Source organism: Variovorax multivorans, assembly GCF_051216835.1.
Lineage (GTDB): Bacteria > Pseudomonadota > Gammaproteobacteria > Burkholderiales > Burkholderiaceae_C > Variovorax.
The window spans coordinates 326,061-342,500 of sequence record NZ_JBPJZL010000001.1; the positions used below are offsets into that span (position 1 = coordinate 326,061).

Annotated in this window: 15 protein-coding genes and 1 riboswitch; all 15 genes read right to left on the reverse strand. The window is 68.7% G+C overall.

The window, feature by feature from the left end; genetic code table 11:
- Positions 1-2: 2 nt before the first annotated feature.
- Positions 3-731, reverse strand: a complete 729-nt coding sequence (locus ACSFCA_RS01545; RefSeq protein ID WP_435458386.1) for an LrgB family protein — start codon at positions 729-731, stop codon at positions 3-5.
- Positions 728-1,081, reverse strand: coding sequence for a CidA/LrgA family protein (locus ACSFCA_RS01550; RefSeq protein ID WP_258354451.1), 354 nt, complete (start codon positions 1,079-1,081; stop codon positions 728-730). Before ACSFCA_RS01550 ends, ACSFCA_RS01545 begins: the two co-directional genes overlap by 4 nt.
- 27 nt (positions 1,082-1,108) lie before the next feature.
- Complete coding sequence (locus tag ACSFCA_RS01555) at positions 1,109-2,098, reverse strand: aminotransferase class I/II-fold pyridoxal phosphate-dependent enzyme (RefSeq protein WP_435458387.1); 990 nt, start codon at positions 2,096-2,098, stop codon at positions 1,109-1,111.
- On the reverse strand, positions 2,095-3,066 hold the full coding sequence (gene cbiB / locus ACSFCA_RS01560; protein WP_435458388.1) for an adenosylcobinamide-phosphate synthase CbiB: 972 nt from the start codon (positions 3,064-3,066) through the stop codon (positions 2,095-2,097). The genes ACSFCA_RS01555 and cbiB overlap by 4 nt, the downstream gene beginning before the upstream one ends.
- Before the next feature lie 21 nt (positions 3,067-3,087).
- Positions 3,088-7,092 carry a cobaltochelatase subunit CobN gene (cobN, locus tag ACSFCA_RS01565; protein ID WP_435458389.1) on the reverse strand — a complete coding sequence of 1,335 codons (4,005 nt, stop codon included), beginning with the start codon at positions 7,090-7,092 and terminating at the stop codon, positions 3,088-3,090.
- The gene (locus ACSFCA_RS01570) at positions 7,089-7,442 is read right to left on the reverse strand and encodes a DUF2149 domain-containing protein (protein WP_093073817.1); all 354 of its coding nucleotides are present in this window, start codon (positions 7,440-7,442) and stop codon (positions 7,089-7,091) included. The genes cobN and ACSFCA_RS01570 overlap by 4 nt, the downstream gene beginning before the upstream one ends.
- Complete coding sequence (locus ACSFCA_RS01575; protein WP_435458390.1) at positions 7,439-7,912, reverse strand: MotA/TolQ/ExbB proton channel family protein; 474 nt, start codon at positions 7,910-7,912, stop codon at positions 7,439-7,441. The genes ACSFCA_RS01570 and ACSFCA_RS01575 overlap by 4 nt, the downstream gene beginning before the upstream one ends.
- The gene (gene bluB, locus ACSFCA_RS01580; protein ID WP_435458391.1) at positions 7,912-8,595 is read right to left on the reverse strand and encodes a 5,6-dimethylbenzimidazole synthase; all 684 of its coding nucleotides are present in this window, start codon (positions 8,593-8,595) and stop codon (positions 7,912-7,914) included. The genes ACSFCA_RS01575 and bluB overlap by 1 nt, the downstream gene beginning before the upstream one ends.
- 5 nt (positions 8,596-8,600) lie before the next feature.
- A complete protein-coding gene (gene cobO, locus ACSFCA_RS01585; protein ID WP_258354444.1) occupies positions 8,601-9,170 on the reverse strand; it encodes a cob(I)yrinic acid a,c-diamide adenosyltransferase in 570 nt (189 codons plus the stop codon).
- A gap of 310 nt (positions 9,171-9,480) precedes the next feature.
- Positions 9,481-10,269 carry an ABC transporter ATP-binding protein gene (locus ACSFCA_RS01590; RefSeq protein ID WP_435458392.1) on the reverse strand — a complete coding sequence of 263 codons (789 nt, stop codon included), beginning with the start codon at positions 10,267-10,269 and terminating at the stop codon, positions 9,481-9,483.
- A complete protein-coding gene (locus ACSFCA_RS01595; protein ID WP_435458393.1) occupies positions 10,266-11,291 on the reverse strand; it encodes a FecCD family ABC transporter permease in 1,026 nt (341 codons plus the stop codon). Before ACSFCA_RS01595 ends, ACSFCA_RS01590 begins: the two co-directional genes overlap by 4 nt.
- Positions 11,288-12,166, reverse strand: coding sequence for an ABC transporter substrate-binding protein (locus ACSFCA_RS01600; RefSeq protein ID WP_435458394.1), 879 nt, complete (start codon positions 12,164-12,166; stop codon positions 11,288-11,290). Before ACSFCA_RS01600 ends, ACSFCA_RS01595 begins: the two co-directional genes overlap by 4 nt.
- Positions 12,163-12,762, reverse strand: coding sequence for a bifunctional adenosylcobinamide kinase/adenosylcobinamide-phosphate guanylyltransferase (locus tag ACSFCA_RS01605; protein ID WP_435458395.1), 600 nt, complete (start codon positions 12,760-12,762; stop codon positions 12,163-12,165). The genes ACSFCA_RS01600 and ACSFCA_RS01605 overlap by 4 nt, the downstream gene beginning before the upstream one ends.
- Positions 12,746-14,161: a cobyrinic acid a,c-diamide synthase CobB gene (locus tag ACSFCA_RS01610; protein WP_435458396.1), complete on the reverse strand. Its 1,416-nt coding sequence runs from the start codon at positions 14,159-14,161 to the stop codon at positions 12,746-12,748. The genes ACSFCA_RS01605 and ACSFCA_RS01610 overlap by 17 nt, the downstream gene beginning before the upstream one ends.
- Positions 14,146-16,062: a TonB-dependent receptor domain-containing protein gene (locus tag ACSFCA_RS01615; RefSeq protein ID WP_435458397.1), complete on the reverse strand. Its 1,917-nt coding sequence runs from the start codon at positions 16,060-16,062 to the stop codon at positions 14,146-14,148. Before ACSFCA_RS01615 ends, ACSFCA_RS01610 begins: the two co-directional genes overlap by 16 nt.
- Before the next feature lie 92 nt (positions 16,063-16,154).
- Positions 16,155-16,414: riboswitch (cobalamin riboswitch) on the reverse strand.
- Between the last annotated feature and the right edge of the window lie 26 nt (positions 16,415-16,440).

The window sequence follows — 16,440 nt, forward strand, 5'->3', positions numbered from 1 at the left end:
GTTCAGGCTCCCATCAGCCTGACGATCAACGGCACCAGCAGCGCAGTCGCGATGCCGTTCAGCCCCATGGCCAGCGCGGAGAACGCACCCGCCGTCTCATTCACCTGAATGGCCCGCGCCGTGCCGATGCCGTGCGCAGCCATGCCAACCGCGAAGCCGCGAACCGCGGGCTCCTTGATGCGCAGCAGGTTCAGCAGCCCGGTCGCCATGATCGCGCCCGAGATGCCGGCAACGGCCGCCGCCACAGCCGCCAGCGACGGCAGCCCGCCGATCTTCTCGGCCACGCCCATCGCGATGGGCATGGTGGCCGACTTGGGCGCGAGCGACATCATCAGCTCGTGCGAGCCGCCCAGCACCCACGCAATGCCGATGGCCGACACGATGGCCGCGACCGAACCCACGAGCAGCGCCACGCCGATGGGCAGCCACAGCCGCCTCAGCCGGCCGACCTGGCTGTGCAGCGGCACCGCCAGTGCCACGGTGGCGGGGCCGATCAGGAAGTGCACGAACTTCGCGCCTTCGAAATACGTGTCATAGGGCGTACGCGTGAGCAGCAGCACGCCGACGATGACGATCACCGAAATCAGCACCGGGTTGACCACCAGGTTGCGCCCGCTGCGGGTGTGCAGCCACAGCGCGCCAAGATAGGCCAGCAGCGTGAGCGACAGCCACAGCAGCGGCGACTGCGCGAGGAAGACCCAGATTTCCGAAAGCCTGGCCGGCGCGGTCATTGCGCGTCCTTGCCAGTGAGGCGGATCATCCAGCGGAACGTGAGCGCCGTGACCGTCATGGTGAAGGCCGCGCCGACGATGCCCGCCGCAAGAAACGGCAGCCACTCGCGCCCCACCCGCTCGAAATGCAGCATCACGCCGGTCACGGCCGGGATGAACAGCAGCATCAGGTTGCGCAGCAAATGGCCCGAGGTGTCGCTCAGCACCTGCGGCACGCCGCCGCGCACCAGTAGCCCGATGAACAGCAGCACCATGCCGATCAGCGGACCGGGAATAGGCAGGCCGAGCCACTGCACGAGCAGTTCGCCGGCCAGTTGGCAGAGAAAGAGCGTGGTGATGGCGTAGAGCATTTTTCTTGTGGATGCGGGTGTATGTGTTCAGGACGCGTTTGTCCAGGCCTCTTTCAACGCCTGCTGGCTGGCGGGCTGCAGCACGCCAAGGCGCACATGGCCGGGCAGGCCGAAGGAGGCGCAGTCGCGCAGCTTGATGCCTTCGGCGCGCAGCGCTGCGGCCACGTCGGGATACGGCCGGTCGGTGCGTGCGCAGAAGAAGTTGGCATCGCTCGGAAGGCATTGCCAGCCGAGCGATTCGCACATCGCGCGTTGCTGGACCTTCCAGGCTTTCAGAGTCTGCAGGCTTTGTGCGAGCCAGCGTTGCGCCTCGTCGCCGGCCCAGGCGTCGAGCAGCGCCACGCCATGCGTGCCCAGCGGCCATGACGAGGCCAGCCGCTCGATGCGTTGCATGAAAAGCGCATCGACATCCTCGGGCGCGATTGCATAGGCGGCGCGGATGCCGGTCAGGCCCATGGCCTTGTTCGGTGTCCACAGCTGCCAGATGCGGTGCCGTTGCGCAGCGTCGAGCGATGGCCGGCCTTCGAGGCGCAGCGGCTCATAGGCCAGGTCGAGCACGCATGCGCCATGGCTGCTCGCGGCCTGCAACGGCAGATCGGCTTGCGGCTGCCCCAGCGGGCTCGACGGCTCGCAGCACCAGCGCAGCGCGACATCGGCATGCGCCTGCGGCGCGCGCACCGCCTGCAAACCCCAGGCCAGCGCCGCGCGCTCGTAGTCGCCATAGCTGTGCGCCGGCAGCCAGACCTGCTTGCCGCCACCTTGCGCCACCGCAGCGCTGATGCGGTGAATGAATTCGCTCGCACTCGCCGCGATCACGATGCGTTCGGCCGCCACGCCGTGAAAGGCCGCCAGGCGGCCTCGCAGCGCCGTGTAGTGCGGGTCCGGATAGTGCGCGGCATCGGCAGTGCGCAACGCCGGCAGCACGGCCGGGCACGAGCCCACAGCATTGCCATTGGTAGAGAAGTCGTGCGGCGCTACGCCAGCCGCATCGGGGCCGCCGTGCACCACCGTGCTCATACCCACCTCCAGCCGGCTGTCGCCACGATGGCCAGCGACGCGAACACACCCGCCGCCAACGCGGCCCGGCCACCCAGTTGCGCGGTGCGTTGCATGTCCAACGCGGAAGGCGCACGCCCCTCGGCGTTCAGCGCATACACACCCGGCTTCGCAAGCCGCACGCCCAGCAGCAGCGCCATTGCCGCCATCGGCCAACCGCTGTTGGGCGACGGCGTGCGGCGCGCCTCTTCGGACAGCCCCGCAGGCCAGCGCCATGCCGCCAGCGCCAGCAGCCCCACAGTGATGCGCGCCGGTACCCACGAGAGCACGTCGTCCGCGCGCGCGGCCCATTTGCCGAGCCAGGTCCAATCACGGCCGTTGCGCTCGCCGCGGTAGCCCCACATCGCGTCGGCGGTGTTGGCAAAACGGTAGAGCGCCGCACCCGGCAGGCCGAGCAGCACGAACCAGAACACCGGGGCCACGAGCGAGTCGTTGAGGTTTTCCGCGAGCGATTCGATGGCGCTCTCGCGCACTTCGCGCTCGCTGAGCTGGGAAACGTCGCGACTCACCAGACGCGCCAATTGCTTGCGGCCGGCATCGAGCGAAACAGCCAGCGCGGCCTCGACCGCAAGTACTTCATCGCGCAGCATGCGCCAGGCAAAGAGCGGCTTCAGCAGCAGGCCCAGCAACAGCGCCACGGCCCACGCAGGCAGCGACAGCACCATGAGCGTCTGCAAGGCAAAGGCGACGCCCCAGACGCACACGGCCCCCACGCACCACACCAACGCGCCAATGAAGAACATCGGCAGATCTACCGACTTCGCTGGGTACGCAGGCGGCGCGATACGCGAACCGAGCCCGAGGTAACTCCCCATCCACACGACGGGATGCAACGCCGCAAGCGGCTCACCCAGCCAGCGGTCGATGGCCAGCGCGATCCACAGCGCGGCGGCTACAGCGATGGCGTACTCGAGATTCTGGAGGAGCATGAGAGCCGCCATTCTCGCGAATCAGGCAGTCGCCCTGCCCCGGCGCCACTGCATCAGGGCACCAAGCGCAACAAGTAACGCGGCCCCCAACGCCACCCAGAGCCGAAGGACGATGGCTTCGGCCTTGGGCGATGGCGCGTCAGCGGGCGTCGGTTCGAGCTTGAGGCCGCTGACGGGCTGGGGGCCGTCCGGCGCCGGCTCGGCTGCCGGGGTGGGAGCCGGCGCAGGCGCTGCCGCAACCACGGGTTCGACCGGTGAGCGCGGCTGGTGCGAAGGCGCAGGCGGCGACAGCTCTGCCTGCGCGAACCGCTGCACACCCGCATTCCGCTCGCGCAGTCCGGTCGCACGCACCGCTTCCGCATAGGCCCGTGCCAGTTCGCGCCGCGTGGCGCCATCCGGCTTCCAGTAATTCAGCCGCACCGCGTCGAGCATGCGCTCCAGCGTCTGCGCGAAGGCAGCCCGGTTGTCGCCTTCCAACCATTCGCGCGTGCCCAGCTTGTACTTGTCGCGCACATACACATCGTGCAGCGACTGCCATTGGTCCTGCCGCACGGCCTGCGGCGCCGTGACCTGCCAGCCCCAGAGAAATTGCGCGGTCTTCAGCACCTGCAGCGTGCCACTGTAGCCCTCGGCCTTCTGCGCTTCGATCCACTGCGGATGCAGGTAGCGGGTCTGCATCTCGCGTGCGATGGCGCCTGCTGCGGTGTCGGTACGCACCGCACTGCCGTCGCGCAGGTTCTGCACGTACAGCGCCGGGTCCTTGCCCGTGAGCTGGCGCACGGCCTGTGCGATTCCGCCGAGGTACTGGAACGGGTCGTCGTTAGTCAGCACGCCGTACAGGTTGGAGCTGCGCGCCATCAGCGCCGCATCGACCTGCATGAGATTGCCCGCGTAGGCGCCCGGCCGTGCCGAGCCGTCGAGGCCCTTGCCGTAGGCGTGACCCATGCGGTCCATGTAGAGCTGCGCCATCTGCGCGTCGCCGCCGCCGCGTTGCTGGTTTTTCCACGCATCGCTGGCGAGCGCGGCTTCCTCGAGCCCGGCGCCGTAGCTGCCCTGCTCGTTCGAGAACACGCGCGCTGTCGACCAGCGTTGCGCCTCTTGCACCGATGCACCTTCCGAACGCAGCTTGCGCGCCATCGCCTCGCTGTGCTGCGCGACGGCGTTGCCGGGCTCTCGCAAGGCAGCTACCTGCTGCACCGCCTCGTCGAGCCAGCGCATCACATTGGGAAACTGGTCGCGGTAAGAGCCAGTGACGCTGATCAGCACGTCCATGCGCGGCCGCTTCAACGCCGACGCTGGAATCACCTCGATGCCCGTCATGCGCCCGCCTTCGTCCCAGCGCGGCTTCACGCCCATGGCGTAGAAGGCCTGGCTTTCAAGCACGCCCTGGTGACGCGAGGCCTCGCCGGCCCAGAGCGTGAAGGCGATCTTTTCCGGCGCCTTGCCGGTATGGGTCTTCGCTTGTTCGGCGATCCAGGCGTCCATCGCGGCAACGCCCGTATCCCAGGCCGCGCGCGTCGGCACGCGGCTCGGGTCGAATCCGTAGAGATTGCGGCCGGTCGGCAGGCTGTCAGGGTTGCGCACCGGATCGCCGCCGTAACTCGACTTCAGGTAACGGCCGTCGAGGGCTGTCAGCAGGCCTTCGATTTCTTCGTTGTGGGCAAGCACCGCGTCGAGCTTCTGCGCGCGTTCGGCCAGCGACAGCAGGCTCCGCTGTTCGGCCGGGGTCTTGCCCACGGCACTTGCCGCCTGCGCATCGCTGAGCGCGAGTTCGACCCAGCGCGCGGGCCGCGAGCCGGCAACGCTCTTCGCATCGATCAGAAAGGCCTCGTCGATGTCTTCGCCAAGCGCTTCGACCAAAGGCCTGCCGAGAATCTGCAGGATCGTCATGCGCCGGCGCTGCGCATCGGGCGCCTGCCCGAAGGTCGCCAGGCCCAGCGGCTGCGCGGTCTGCGCGAGTTCGTCGAGGTACGGATGCAGCACCGCGATGAAGCCAGCAAAGTCTGCGCGAATCCGAGCGGGCGTCCAATTCAGGTCGCGGTCGTAGTGCTGCTCCACGAACTCGGCCGTCAGCTGCTTTTCCATCGCCGTTTTCACCGGGCCGGGCGACAGCGTCTCCCAGTCGTGCATGCGCTCGTGCATGGCCTGCACGCCGGGACGAAAGCCGGCGGGCGCGAACATCGGCGTCGAATGGCTCACCATGGTCGCGCGGCCGCGGCGCTTGGCGGTGGTGGCCTCGCCGAGGTTGTCCATGATGTACGGGTAGACGTTCGGCAGATCGCCGAGCGCGAGCAATGGGTCGTCCTGCACCGACAGGCCGCGCTCCTTGCCCGCAGACCATTCGACCGTGCCGTGCGTGCCCACGTGCACCACCGCGCTCGCACCGAACTGCGTGCGCAGCCAGAGGTAGGTAGCCAGGTAGCCGTGGCTCAGCGGAATAGCCGAGCGGTGGTACACCTGCTCAGCCTTGCTCGCCACCTGCGTGCCAGGCTCGAAGCGCGGCGGCTGGCGCAACACGACAACGTTGCCGAACTGCACGCGCGGAATCACGAAGGCTTGCTCACCCGCGACGGGGCGCAGCATGGTCGACTTCTCGGGCGGGCCCCAGTAGCTTTCGATGCGGCGCTGCGTTTCCACCGGCAGCGACCGGAACCACGCGAGGTACCGCGACAGCGGCATCGCATCGGCCAGGCCCTTGTCGAGCAGCGACTGCAGTTCGTCGCCCTGCCCGGCCGGGTAGTAGGCCGTCATCGTCGCCTGTACCTGCGCGATGAGCGCGTCGGCGCCCGGCAGGTCGGTGCGGTAGCCGGCGGACTTCATTGCCGCGAGCATGCTGCTCACGCTGCGCGGCACGTTGAGGAACGATGCGCCGAAGTTGGCTTCGCCCGGTGGGTAGTTGTAGACCAGCATCGCCACACGGCGGTCCGCGGCGGGCGTGCGTTGCAGGCGCAGCAATGCGGCCGCCTTGTCGGCCACCGCATCGATCTGCGCGGGCAGCGGCTGCAGCGTGCCGGCCGCCGCATCGCGCGCGCTCACGAGCATCGGGTCGGTCATGCCGGCCAGCTCGCTCGGGCTGTAGTAGGCAGCGATGTCGGTTTGCGAGAGGCCGTCTTTGCTTTGCGCCCATTGCGTGGCGTCCATGGCCAGCGAGGGCAGCGTCTGCAGCACCGGCACGCCGATGCGCTCAAGCTCGGCCTTGCGCTCGTTCGGGCTGAAGACGAGCGAGGCATTGACGATCGCATCGACCACGCGCCGATCGCCGGCATGCGTCATGCGGAAGAACAGGTCTTTCTGCTGGCGCGGGCCGTAGAAGGCATAGGCGCGCAAGCCGCGCCGTTCGAGCGAGGCGATCAGCGTGTCGAGCCAGCCGGTGTCGTCGCTCGTCACGGTGGCGCTGTTGATGGCGATGGCGACCGTGCCGCTGCTGCCGGGCAACCGCTCGATGGCCGCGATGTCGGCCTCGATGCGGGGCCAGCCCGGGTGATAGAGGCCGGTCAGCGGCAGTGGCACGGGATCGGGCAGGCCGTCGAGCTTGCCGGGCTGTGCCAGGGCTTTCATCGCCGCGCCGAGATTGGCCGCGCCCGAGAAGCGCCAATACTCGCGCAGCCGCTGTGCCCATGTGGCATCGACGCCGCGCTCGGCCACCAGCGGCGCGGCAGCAGCGGCCTGCCCCTTTGCCACCAGCGCGAACTCGCCGATCAGCACATACGGCGCAGTGCTGCGCAAGATCGTGTCGCCGAAGCGCGCCGCGGCAGCTTGCGCGACGCTGATGTGCGGTGCATCGATGACGAGCAAACGCGCGCCTTCCAGCGCAGCGGCCAGCGCTTCGGGCGAGTCCTGCGACGCCGACACCACCTGCAACGGCAGCCCGGCTTCACGCGCGGCAGCCTCCAATCGAACCACCCGCGCCGGCGAAACCAGCGAGGTGCTCAGCACAACGACGCGCGCCCCCGCAGGCTGCGCTTGTGCCGGCGCAAAAAACCCCAGCATCGCCACCAAGAGCCAGAAGAAGAAAAACCGCGTCACTTCCCGCCCTGCGCCGGAACCGCATCCGCCGGCACATAGACCATCGTGCCGTCTTTCAACCGCCAGGCAGTGCCAGCCTTCTCGCCGTCGCCCTGCCCCGTCGCGCCGCTGGCCTTGAAGCGCGTGATCTTGCGGCCCTCGCGCGTGACGATCTCCATGTTCGGCTGGCCCTCGTTGCGGATGATCGTCACCTTGTCCTGCGCAAAGGGATTCATCGGGTTGTTGATGACCGCGATCATCAGCATGCCGATCACCACCATGAACACGTCGATCAGGTTGATCGTCGAGAGCACCGGGTCGTCGTCATCGCTGTCCAGGCTGCTCAAAATGGAGAACTGGCGACGGCTCATGACAGCCGGTCCCGCGCGTCGAGCACCGTCACCAGTTCACGCATCAGCCAGCGGCGGCGCACGGTGTAGACCACGAAGGTGATCGAGGCCGAGGCCAGCGCGACGATCACGCTCGCGAACGCGGGCGCCAGGCTCTGCGCCACGCCCTGCGATTCGCCCGAGGCCACGGCCACGAGCGCGGGGCCCATCGGAATCATGGTGGCGATCAGCCCCAGCATCGGCGCCACACGGCTGCACAGGCGTACGCCTTCGAGCTGCTTGAGCACGACCAGCTCCATCTGCTCCTGGCTGGCCTGCGCATGGCCCTGCAGCACCAGCGCGCGCGAGGGGTCACGGCGGCGCTGCAGGTACTCGATGCCGAACGCGCCGAGGCAGTACACGGCATAGACGAAGGACAGCAGCACGCCCAGCGTCACCGGCCAGAGGAACAGGCGCGCAAGCTCGAAGAGAACGGTGTCGAAAGCCAGCATCAGGTGGGCTCCACGAAAGACGGATGGTCGAAAAGGTCCGAAGGCCGGCCCCAGCCCTCGTCGAACACCAGCGACGAAAGCGGTTCGCGCTTCGCCCAGCGTTCGCGCTGCAGCATCGGTTCTTCGTAAAAGCTGTGCACGGGCCCCAGGCACAGCAAGGCGATAGGCTCCGCGCCTTCAGGCAGGCCGAGCAGCACCGACACCTCGGCCGGATCGAACAGCGACACCCACCCCATGCCCAGCCCCTCGGCGCGCGCCGCGAGCCAGAGGTTCTGGATGGCGCAGGAGGCCGAGGCCAGGTCCATCTGCGGCAACGTGCGGCGACCGAACACGTGCTTCTCGCGGCCGTCGGCCAGCGTCACTGCCAGCAGCTCAGCCGCGTCGAGCAGGCCCTGAACCTTCAGGCGCATGAACGCGTCCTCGCGCTCGCCGAGTGCCCGAGCGGTCAGCACGCGCTCTTGCTCGACGACACGGTGCAGTTGCTGGCGCAGTGCCTCGCCGCGAATACGGATGAAGCGCCACGGCTGCATGAAGCCGACGCTTGGCGCATGGTGCGCCGCATCGAGCAGCCGGCGCAGCACCTCGGGTTCGACTTGCCCGCCCGCGAAGTGGCGCATGTCGCGCCGCTCGTGGATGGCGCGGTAGACCGCCCTCGCCTCGTTGGCCGCGAACGCATGTGCCATTGAACTCAATCTTCGATGCCGCGTTGCGCAGGAATGCCGGCCTTGAAGGCGTGCTTGATCAACGTCATCTCGGTCACCGTGTCGGCCAGCTCGATGATCTCGGGCGGGCAGCGCCGGCCGGTGAGCACCACGTGCACGTGCTTTGGCCGCGCGCGCAGCGTTTCGAGCACGCCTTCCAGAGGCAGCCAACCGTAGATCAGCGGATAGGTGATCTCGTCGAGCACCACCAGGAAGAACTCGCCCGACAGGATCGCAGCCTTGGCCTTCTCCCAGCCGTCGCGCGCCAGTTGCCCGGAGCGTTCGAGGTCCTGGCTCTTCCAGCTGAAGCCGTCGCCGAGCCCTTCGATCGGAATGCCGATCTGCTCGAACATCCGGTGTTCGCCGAAGCGCGCGGTCGGCACCTTCATGAACTGGTAGATCTTCACGGCCTTGCCGCGGCCATGTGCGCGCAGCGCGAGGCCGAAGGCGGCGGTGCTCTTGCCCTTGCCGTCGCCTGTGTTGACGATGACGAGGCCTCTGCGTTCGCCTTCTGGCTTCTCGTATGGCTTTTCGCTTGGGGGTGTCTCTATTTGCATGGCTTTTCCAGTTCAGTTTCGGGGCTGCTGTTTCGGGGTGCGTGCGAATGACACCGGGTACTCCCCTCCGCGAATGTCCCCCGGCCTGCGGCCTCCTCCTTTATTTCGCTGCGGGGAGCACCCGATGCCATTCGCACATGAGCGCTGCTGTTGTGCCGGCCGATCAACGACGGCGCTGAACGATCACGCCGATGGGGTGCCTTGCGCAGCGAAATAAAGGAGGAGGCCGCAGGCCGGGGGACATTCGCGGAGCAAGGTACCCCGTCGGCGTGATCGCGCCCCGAACAACGCACCGAAAACACAGCACATCTCATAACGGCAACGCAATCCATTGCTCGGCCACCCGGTGCACCCGAATGCGATGGTCGAACACCTGCTCCAGCGCGGCGTGGGTAGCAGGGTCGCTGCAGCCGCCGTGGTGCACCACCCGGCCGCTATCCATCACAACGAGTTCGTCGGCCGCCAGCGCCATCGGCAGCTCGTGCAGCACGCTGACCACGGTCTTGCCTTCGGCCACAAGCGCGCGAGCGGTCTGCATCCAGTCGGCCTGATGCGGAGGGTCGAGGTTGGCAAGCGGTTCGTCCATCAGCAGCAGTTCGGCCTCGACCGCGAGCGCGCGCGCCAATAGCACCCGTTGACGTTCGCCGCCGGAGAGCTGGCCCAGCGGGCGGTCGCGCCAGTCCCAGGCCTGCGTGCTGCGCAGCGCGCGCTCCACCGCCTCGCGGTCAGCCTCGCTGGGAGCAGCCAGCCAGCGCTGGTGCGGCAGGCGGCCGAGCATGGCGACGTCGTAGACCATCAGGTCGTCGGCGCTGCCCTCGCCCGTGCCGCTCTGGCCGAGCCAGGAAAGGCGCTGGGCACGGATGCGCGCCGGCACCTTGTTCTGCGCCTCGCCGAAGAGCCGCACCTCGCCTCGGTGCGCGAGCAGGCCCGCGAGCGCCTTCAGCAGTGTCGACTTGCCCGCACCGTTCGGGCCGACGATGCTGGTCCAGCGGGCCGACGACAGCGCCAGATCGATGTCGTGCAGCACCTCGGTGACGCCGAGCGTGGCGCTCACGCGGCGTGCTTCGAGAGCCGGGGTGTTGTTGTGCCTGCTGCTCATGCCACGCCACTCCGCGCGCTGCGCCGGTGCATCAGCCACAGCAGGTAGCTGCCGCCCAGCACGGCCGTGAGCACACCAACCGGCAGTTCCTGCGGTGCGATCAGCCAGCGCGCCAGCAGGTCGGCCGCCATCAGCAGCAGCCCGCCCATCAGCGCCGACAGCAGGATCAGCCGCGCGTGCGTGGTCTTGATGGCCGAGCGCACGAGGTGCGGCGCCGCCAGGCCGACGAAGGCGATCAACCCGGTCTGCGCCACGGCTGCGCCTGTGGCCAGTGCCAGCACCACGACCAGCGCCGCGCGCATCGCGCCCAACGGCAGGCCGAGGCTGCGCGCCGTGGCCTCACCGAGCGCGAGCCCGTCGAGCACCGGCGCCAACGCCCAGGCCAGCAGCAGGCAGACCGCGCCGACCATCGCCATCACCGCGCAGGCGCTCCAGCCGACAAGGCCGGTGCTGCCGAGAATGAATCCCTGAATGGCCTGCAGGATGTCTGCCGAAGCGATGGTGATGAGGTCTTTCGCCGCGCCGAGCACCACGCCGACGATCACGCCGGCCAGCAACAGCCGCAGCGTCTGCTGCACGCCCCGCGCCAGCATCAGCGTGAGCATTACCGCCAGCACCGCGCCGAGAAAGGCCGCGCCGGTGAGCCCGAGCCGCATCACCCACTGTGCGCTGGCGGCGGAACCGCCGAACATCAACAGCGCCAGTGCCACGCCCAGTGAGGCGCCCGAGGCGCTGCCCAGCAAGTACGGGTCGGCCAGCGGATTGCGGAACAGCCCCTGCGCCACCGCGCCCGCCAGCCCCAGCAGCGCGCCGGCCAGCCATGCGCCCAGCGTGCGCGGCAGGCGGATGTCCCACACGATCTGCAGCGCCACCGGGTCGTGCCGCGCCGCGAGCAGGCTCTCAAAGCCGGTGCTGCCGATGCCCAGGCCCAGCACCATCAGCGCGGCGCCCGCCACCAGCAGGCCGGCGCCGAGCAGCAAGACGCGGCGCAGATGGACCGTGTGCCTTCGCGCTGCGTTCACCGCTTGCTTCCCTTGTCGGCAAGGCACTGCGCCATCAGGCGCGCGGCCTCGTCCATGCGTGGGCCGGGGCGCACGAGCACGTCGGACTGTTCCGCGCTGAAGCGGCAGATGCGGCCTTCACGCACCGCGCGGATGCCGGCCCAGCCGGGGCGCTGCTCCAGCCCCTGCGCGCTGCGAACGCTGACCATGATGAGGTCGGGGTTCGCGCGCACCACATATTCGGGGTTGAGCTTGGGGAACGGGCCGAGCGAAGCCGGCACGATGTTCCTCATTCCGAGCCGCGTGAGCGTTTCGCCGATGAACGACGACTCGCCCGCCGCGTACGGCGCGCTGTTCACTTCGAAGTACACGCGCGTGCCCTTGGCGCTCGCGGGCACCGACTGCGCGGCGGCCGACACGCTGGCATCGATCACGCGCCAGACCTTCGGCGCTTCGTGCGTGCCGAGCACCTGGTCGAGCTTGTCGAGCACGCGTTGCACGTCGGCATGGCTCTTGGGTTCAAGCACCAGCACCTTCAGGCCCAGCGCTTCGAGCCGCTGCGTGACGCGCGACGACTTGGCAAGCAGCACCGCGTCGGGCTTGAGCGCGACGATGGCCTCGACGTTCGGGTCGATCCCGCCGCCGAGCTGCGGCAGCGCCTTCACCTGTTCGGGCGAGTTGGAATAGCGATCGACGCCCACCAGCCGGTTGCAGGCGCCGAGCGCGCAGACCGATTCTGTGAGCGATGGCAGCAGCGTGACGATGCGCTGCGGTGGCTGCGGCAGGCTCACGGTTACGCCGCGCTCGTCGACCACGTCAAATGCATGCGCGGCCAGCGCGAACAGGGCCAGGCCGAGGGCAGCCAGCGGAGTGCGCATCATCTTTTTCTTCTTCATGCAGCAGGCGCTTTCAGGCTCAACGGCAGGCCTGCGGCCATCAGGGTGACGCGGCCGCAGGCGGCGGCCACGTCCTGGTTCAGCCGGCCGAGCGCGTCGACGAAGGCGCGCGTCTCGCGGCCCAACGGGATCACGCCCAGGCCGATCTCGTTGCCGACAAGCACCACCGGCCCGCGCGCCTCGCGCAACGCGACCAGCAGCATGGCGATGTGCGTCGCCGGGGTGCGCGTCACGGGGCGGGCGTCTTCGGAGTGCAAGGGCATCAGCAGGTTCGTGAGCCACAGCGTGAGGCAGTCGACCACCACCAGCGTCTCGGGCGTGCTCTGCGTGACGATTGCGCGCGCGAGCTCGACTGGCTCCTCGATGGTGCGCATGCCGGGCACGCGTTCGGCGCGGTCGGCCTGGTGGCGCACGATGCGCTCCAGCATCTCGTCGTCGTAGGCCTGCGCGGTGGCGATCAGCACGGCGCGATGCGTGCGGGAATCGGCCGCGAACCAGTCGATCGCGCGCTGCTCGGCGCGGCGCGACTTGCCGCTCTTCTGGCCGCCCAGGATGAACTCGTGCTCGACGGTCTTCGGCTTATTCGATTGCGGCATGGCTCTCCAACTCGATGGGCATGGCGCCGAAAAGGCGGGCCGTGGCTTGCGGGCTGGAGGCAAACCACGCATGGAAATAGCTCGCGCGCACCGGGCCGTGCACGTACAGCGCCTCGCCGCCGCGTGCGCCCACGGGCTGCGTCGCGCCGGGCCTGGCAGTGAGCGCGGCGGGCGCCAGTGGCGTTTCGCAGCGCGAATAGTGGAAGGTGTGTCCGCGCAAGGTGTGGCTGCCGAGGGTGAGCTGTTGCGGACCAAGGCCGGCGAGCCGCTTCTGCATGGTCACGCGGCCCGGCAGCAGGCCCCAGAGGCGGTGAACCTGCGCGTCGTCTTGCGTGGCCAGTTCGTCGAACAGCGCCATCATGCCGCCGCACTCGGCCCAGACCGCCTTGCCCGCAGCGGCGTGCGCGGCGAGCGATTCGCGCATCGGCGCGCAGGCGGCCAGTGCTTCGGCGTGCAGCTCCGGGTAGCCGCCAGGTAGCCAGACCGCGTCGCAAGCTGGCAGGGCATCGCCCGCAAGCGGCGAGAAAAAGGACAGCCGTGCCCCCAGTGCCGTGAGCACGTCGAGGTTCGCGGGATAGATGAACGAGAAGGCGGCATCGCGCGCAATGGCGATGGTGTTGCCAGCGAGCAGCGGCGGCACGGCTTCTGCCTCGTCGGATACGGGTGCCTCGAAACGCACCTGCGGCAATTGGCCGATCTGCATCTGGCCAAGCGGCGTGGCGGCCAGCACATCGGCCGCCGCGTCGAGACGCGCCATCGCATCACCGAGCTCGGTGGCGGCCACGAGCCCCAGATGCCGCTCGGGCAACGTGAACCCCGCGTCGCGCGGCAAGGCGCCTAGCCATTGCGAAGGCTCGCGCAGCGAGTCCTTCAGCATGCCCGCATGCCTTTCGCTGGCCACGCGGTTCGCCAGCACGCCAGCCCATGGCAAGCCGGGCCGGAAGTTCTGCAGCCCGTAGGCCAGCGCGCCGAAGGTGCCCGCCATGGCGTGCGCGTCGATCACCGCCAGCACCGGCAGGCCGAAGCGCTCGGCCAGGTCGGCCGCGCTTGGCGTGCCGTCGAACAGGCCCATCACGCCTTCGACGATCAGCAAGTCGCACTCGGCCGCCGCGGCGCGCAGGCGCGCCCGGCAATCGGCCTCGCCAGTCATCCAGAGGTCGAGCGAATGCACCGGCGCGCCGGTGGCCAGCGCCAGCCAGTGCGGGTCGAGAAAGTCGGGCCCGCACTTGAAGGCGCGCACGCGCCGGCCCTGGCGCGCATGCAACCGCGCGAGCGCCGCCGCAACGGTGGTCTTGCCCTGCCCCGAAGCCGGGGCGGCCACCAGCACCGCGGCGCACGAGGCTGCCGCGGCACCGGCGGTGTCGCCTGGTTGGGGAGCTTGGCTTAGTGAGGCGTCCACTTGAGACCGACGTACGCGGTGCGGCCGGCATTGGCATACAGCCGCGCGAACTGGTAGTCCTTGTTGCCTGCATTGTCGACGCGCGCCACGAGGTTGAGGTCACGCGTGATCTGCGTGCTGGCCGACAGGTTCAGCACGGTGTAGCCACCGAGCTTGATGGTGTTGGCCGAATCGTCATAACGCTTGCTCGAGGACTGCACTTCGGCGCCCAGCGTCCAGCCAGCGATGCGCCAGTCGGCGCCCAGGGTGCCATGGCGCTTGGAGCGGCGTGCGAGCAGGTTGCCGGTGTCGGCGTCCTTCGGGTCCTGCACGTCGAGCGAGGCACGCAGCGTGACATCGCCCAGGCGCTGGCTGGCCGACAGCGTGGCGCCCTGCAGGGTGGCACGGTTCACGTTGGTGTAGCAGCCGAACGTCGAGGCACAGCCCTTGGCGGTGCCGACGAAGTTGATGAGGTTGCGCACGCGGTTGCGATACACCACGATGCCGGCGGTGGTGCCGTCCTTGGCGTAGTTCATGCCCAGCTCGACGTTCTGGCTGCTTTCGGGTTGCAGGGTGGACACACCGTATTCGCTGAAGCGCTGGTACAGCGTGGGCACGCGGAAGGCGGTGCCGGCCGATGCCGTGAAGCGCAACGACGGCGTGATGGCATAGCCATAGGCCGCGCTGCCCGTCGTCTTGCCGCCGAACTCGCTGTCCCTGTCGTGGCGCACGTGCAGTTGCAGCGAATGCGGGCCCTGCACGAAGCCGTAGCCGAGCGAAATCGCGTCCTGCGAACGGTCGCGCGACAGCAGCTTCGACGAGGTGGTAGGTGCGTTTTCGAGCGCATCTTCGCGGCGCTCGAGGGTGGCCGTCACCAGGTGCGGGCCGAAGCGGAACTCGTTCTGGAACAGGTAACCGCGCAGGTTGGTTTCGGTGCGGTAGAACGAAGGCTGCGTCTTGTAGACCGACTGCGAATCGGTCACCTGCACGCGGGTGCTGTAGATGTCGTTCCACTTGGCCGACCAGGTCAGGCCGGCGGTGCGCAGCGTGTTGTTCGACACGTCGTCGCGGAACAGGATCGGCGGCTTGGTCCTGTAGGAGACGGTGGCGTCGTAGCCGGCCTTGATGTCACTGGTGAGCAGCGTGGCCTCCAGGCGCTGGTCGGGCGTGATCTGGAAGCCCAGCTTCACGTTGCCCGAGGTGCTGTTGTAGCCGTCGCGGTCGGGGCTGGTGTAGCCGTCTTTCACCACGTTGCGCTTGCTTGCGGGCTGCACGTTGTAGCCCTTGCTTTCCTCGTGCGCCACGCCGAACGAATAGTCGAACAGGCCCGACTTGCCGCTCACGCCGCCTTCGATCTTGCGCAGGCCTCGGCTGCCGAAGCCGATGCCCGCGTAAGGCGACACGCCCTCTTCGCCGCGCTTGGTGAAGAGCTGGATCACGCCGCCCACGGCATCGGAGCCATACACCGCGGCGGCCGGGCCGCGCAGCACTTCGATGCGGTCGATCTGCGAGAGCGGAATGCCTTCCCAACCGGCGCCGCCGGTCGATTGCGAGTCGATGCGCACGCCGTCGAGGTACACGGCCGTGAAGCGCGTTTCGGCGCCGCGGATGAACAGGCTGGTGGTGTTGCCCACGCCGCCGCTGCGCGAGATCTCGATGCCGGGCAGGCGCGCCAGCACGTCGGCCACGCCGGTCGCACCGCTGCGCTCGATGGTCTTGCGGTCGATGATGGACACGTCGCCCACCAGGTCCGACAGCGCCTGCGGCGTGCGGTTGGCCGTGACCACCGTTTCGCCCAGCGTGGGGGCGTCTTGTGCATGGGCCAGGCCACCGAAGGCGGAAGCCAGCGCCAGCGGCAGGCAGGCGTGGCGGAGACGGCGCGCAGGAGCGCGGCCGCGAGAAAAGCAAACGTGGGAAATCATGAATGAGCCGAACGAACGTCAATACCCCTCGCCGGCCTCCCCGCCAGCGCCTGGGCGCCATGGCCGCCCCATGCACAGATCAAATCGCGCATGCGGCAGCCGCCTTGTTGGCCGGTATCCGGGCTGGCAGAAAGGCCCCTCTTCGCCTTCCCAGGCGCCTGTTTCAGGGCGCCCAGTGGCTTCGATGGAAAGGGGTTGGCGCCTTGCGGCGCCGTCTGCTTGACCGTTGCGGGGGCAGCGCAGGCGGCTTCGGCCTTGTTCCGACCTGCTGAGGTCGGGGGCTTCCACTCCTGCTTCCCGTTGAACCGCGGCGCGTGAACCACGCCGCAGGCACCAACGGGCGGGATTTTATGCCCTGCCGGACGCCGCTTAAGTCGA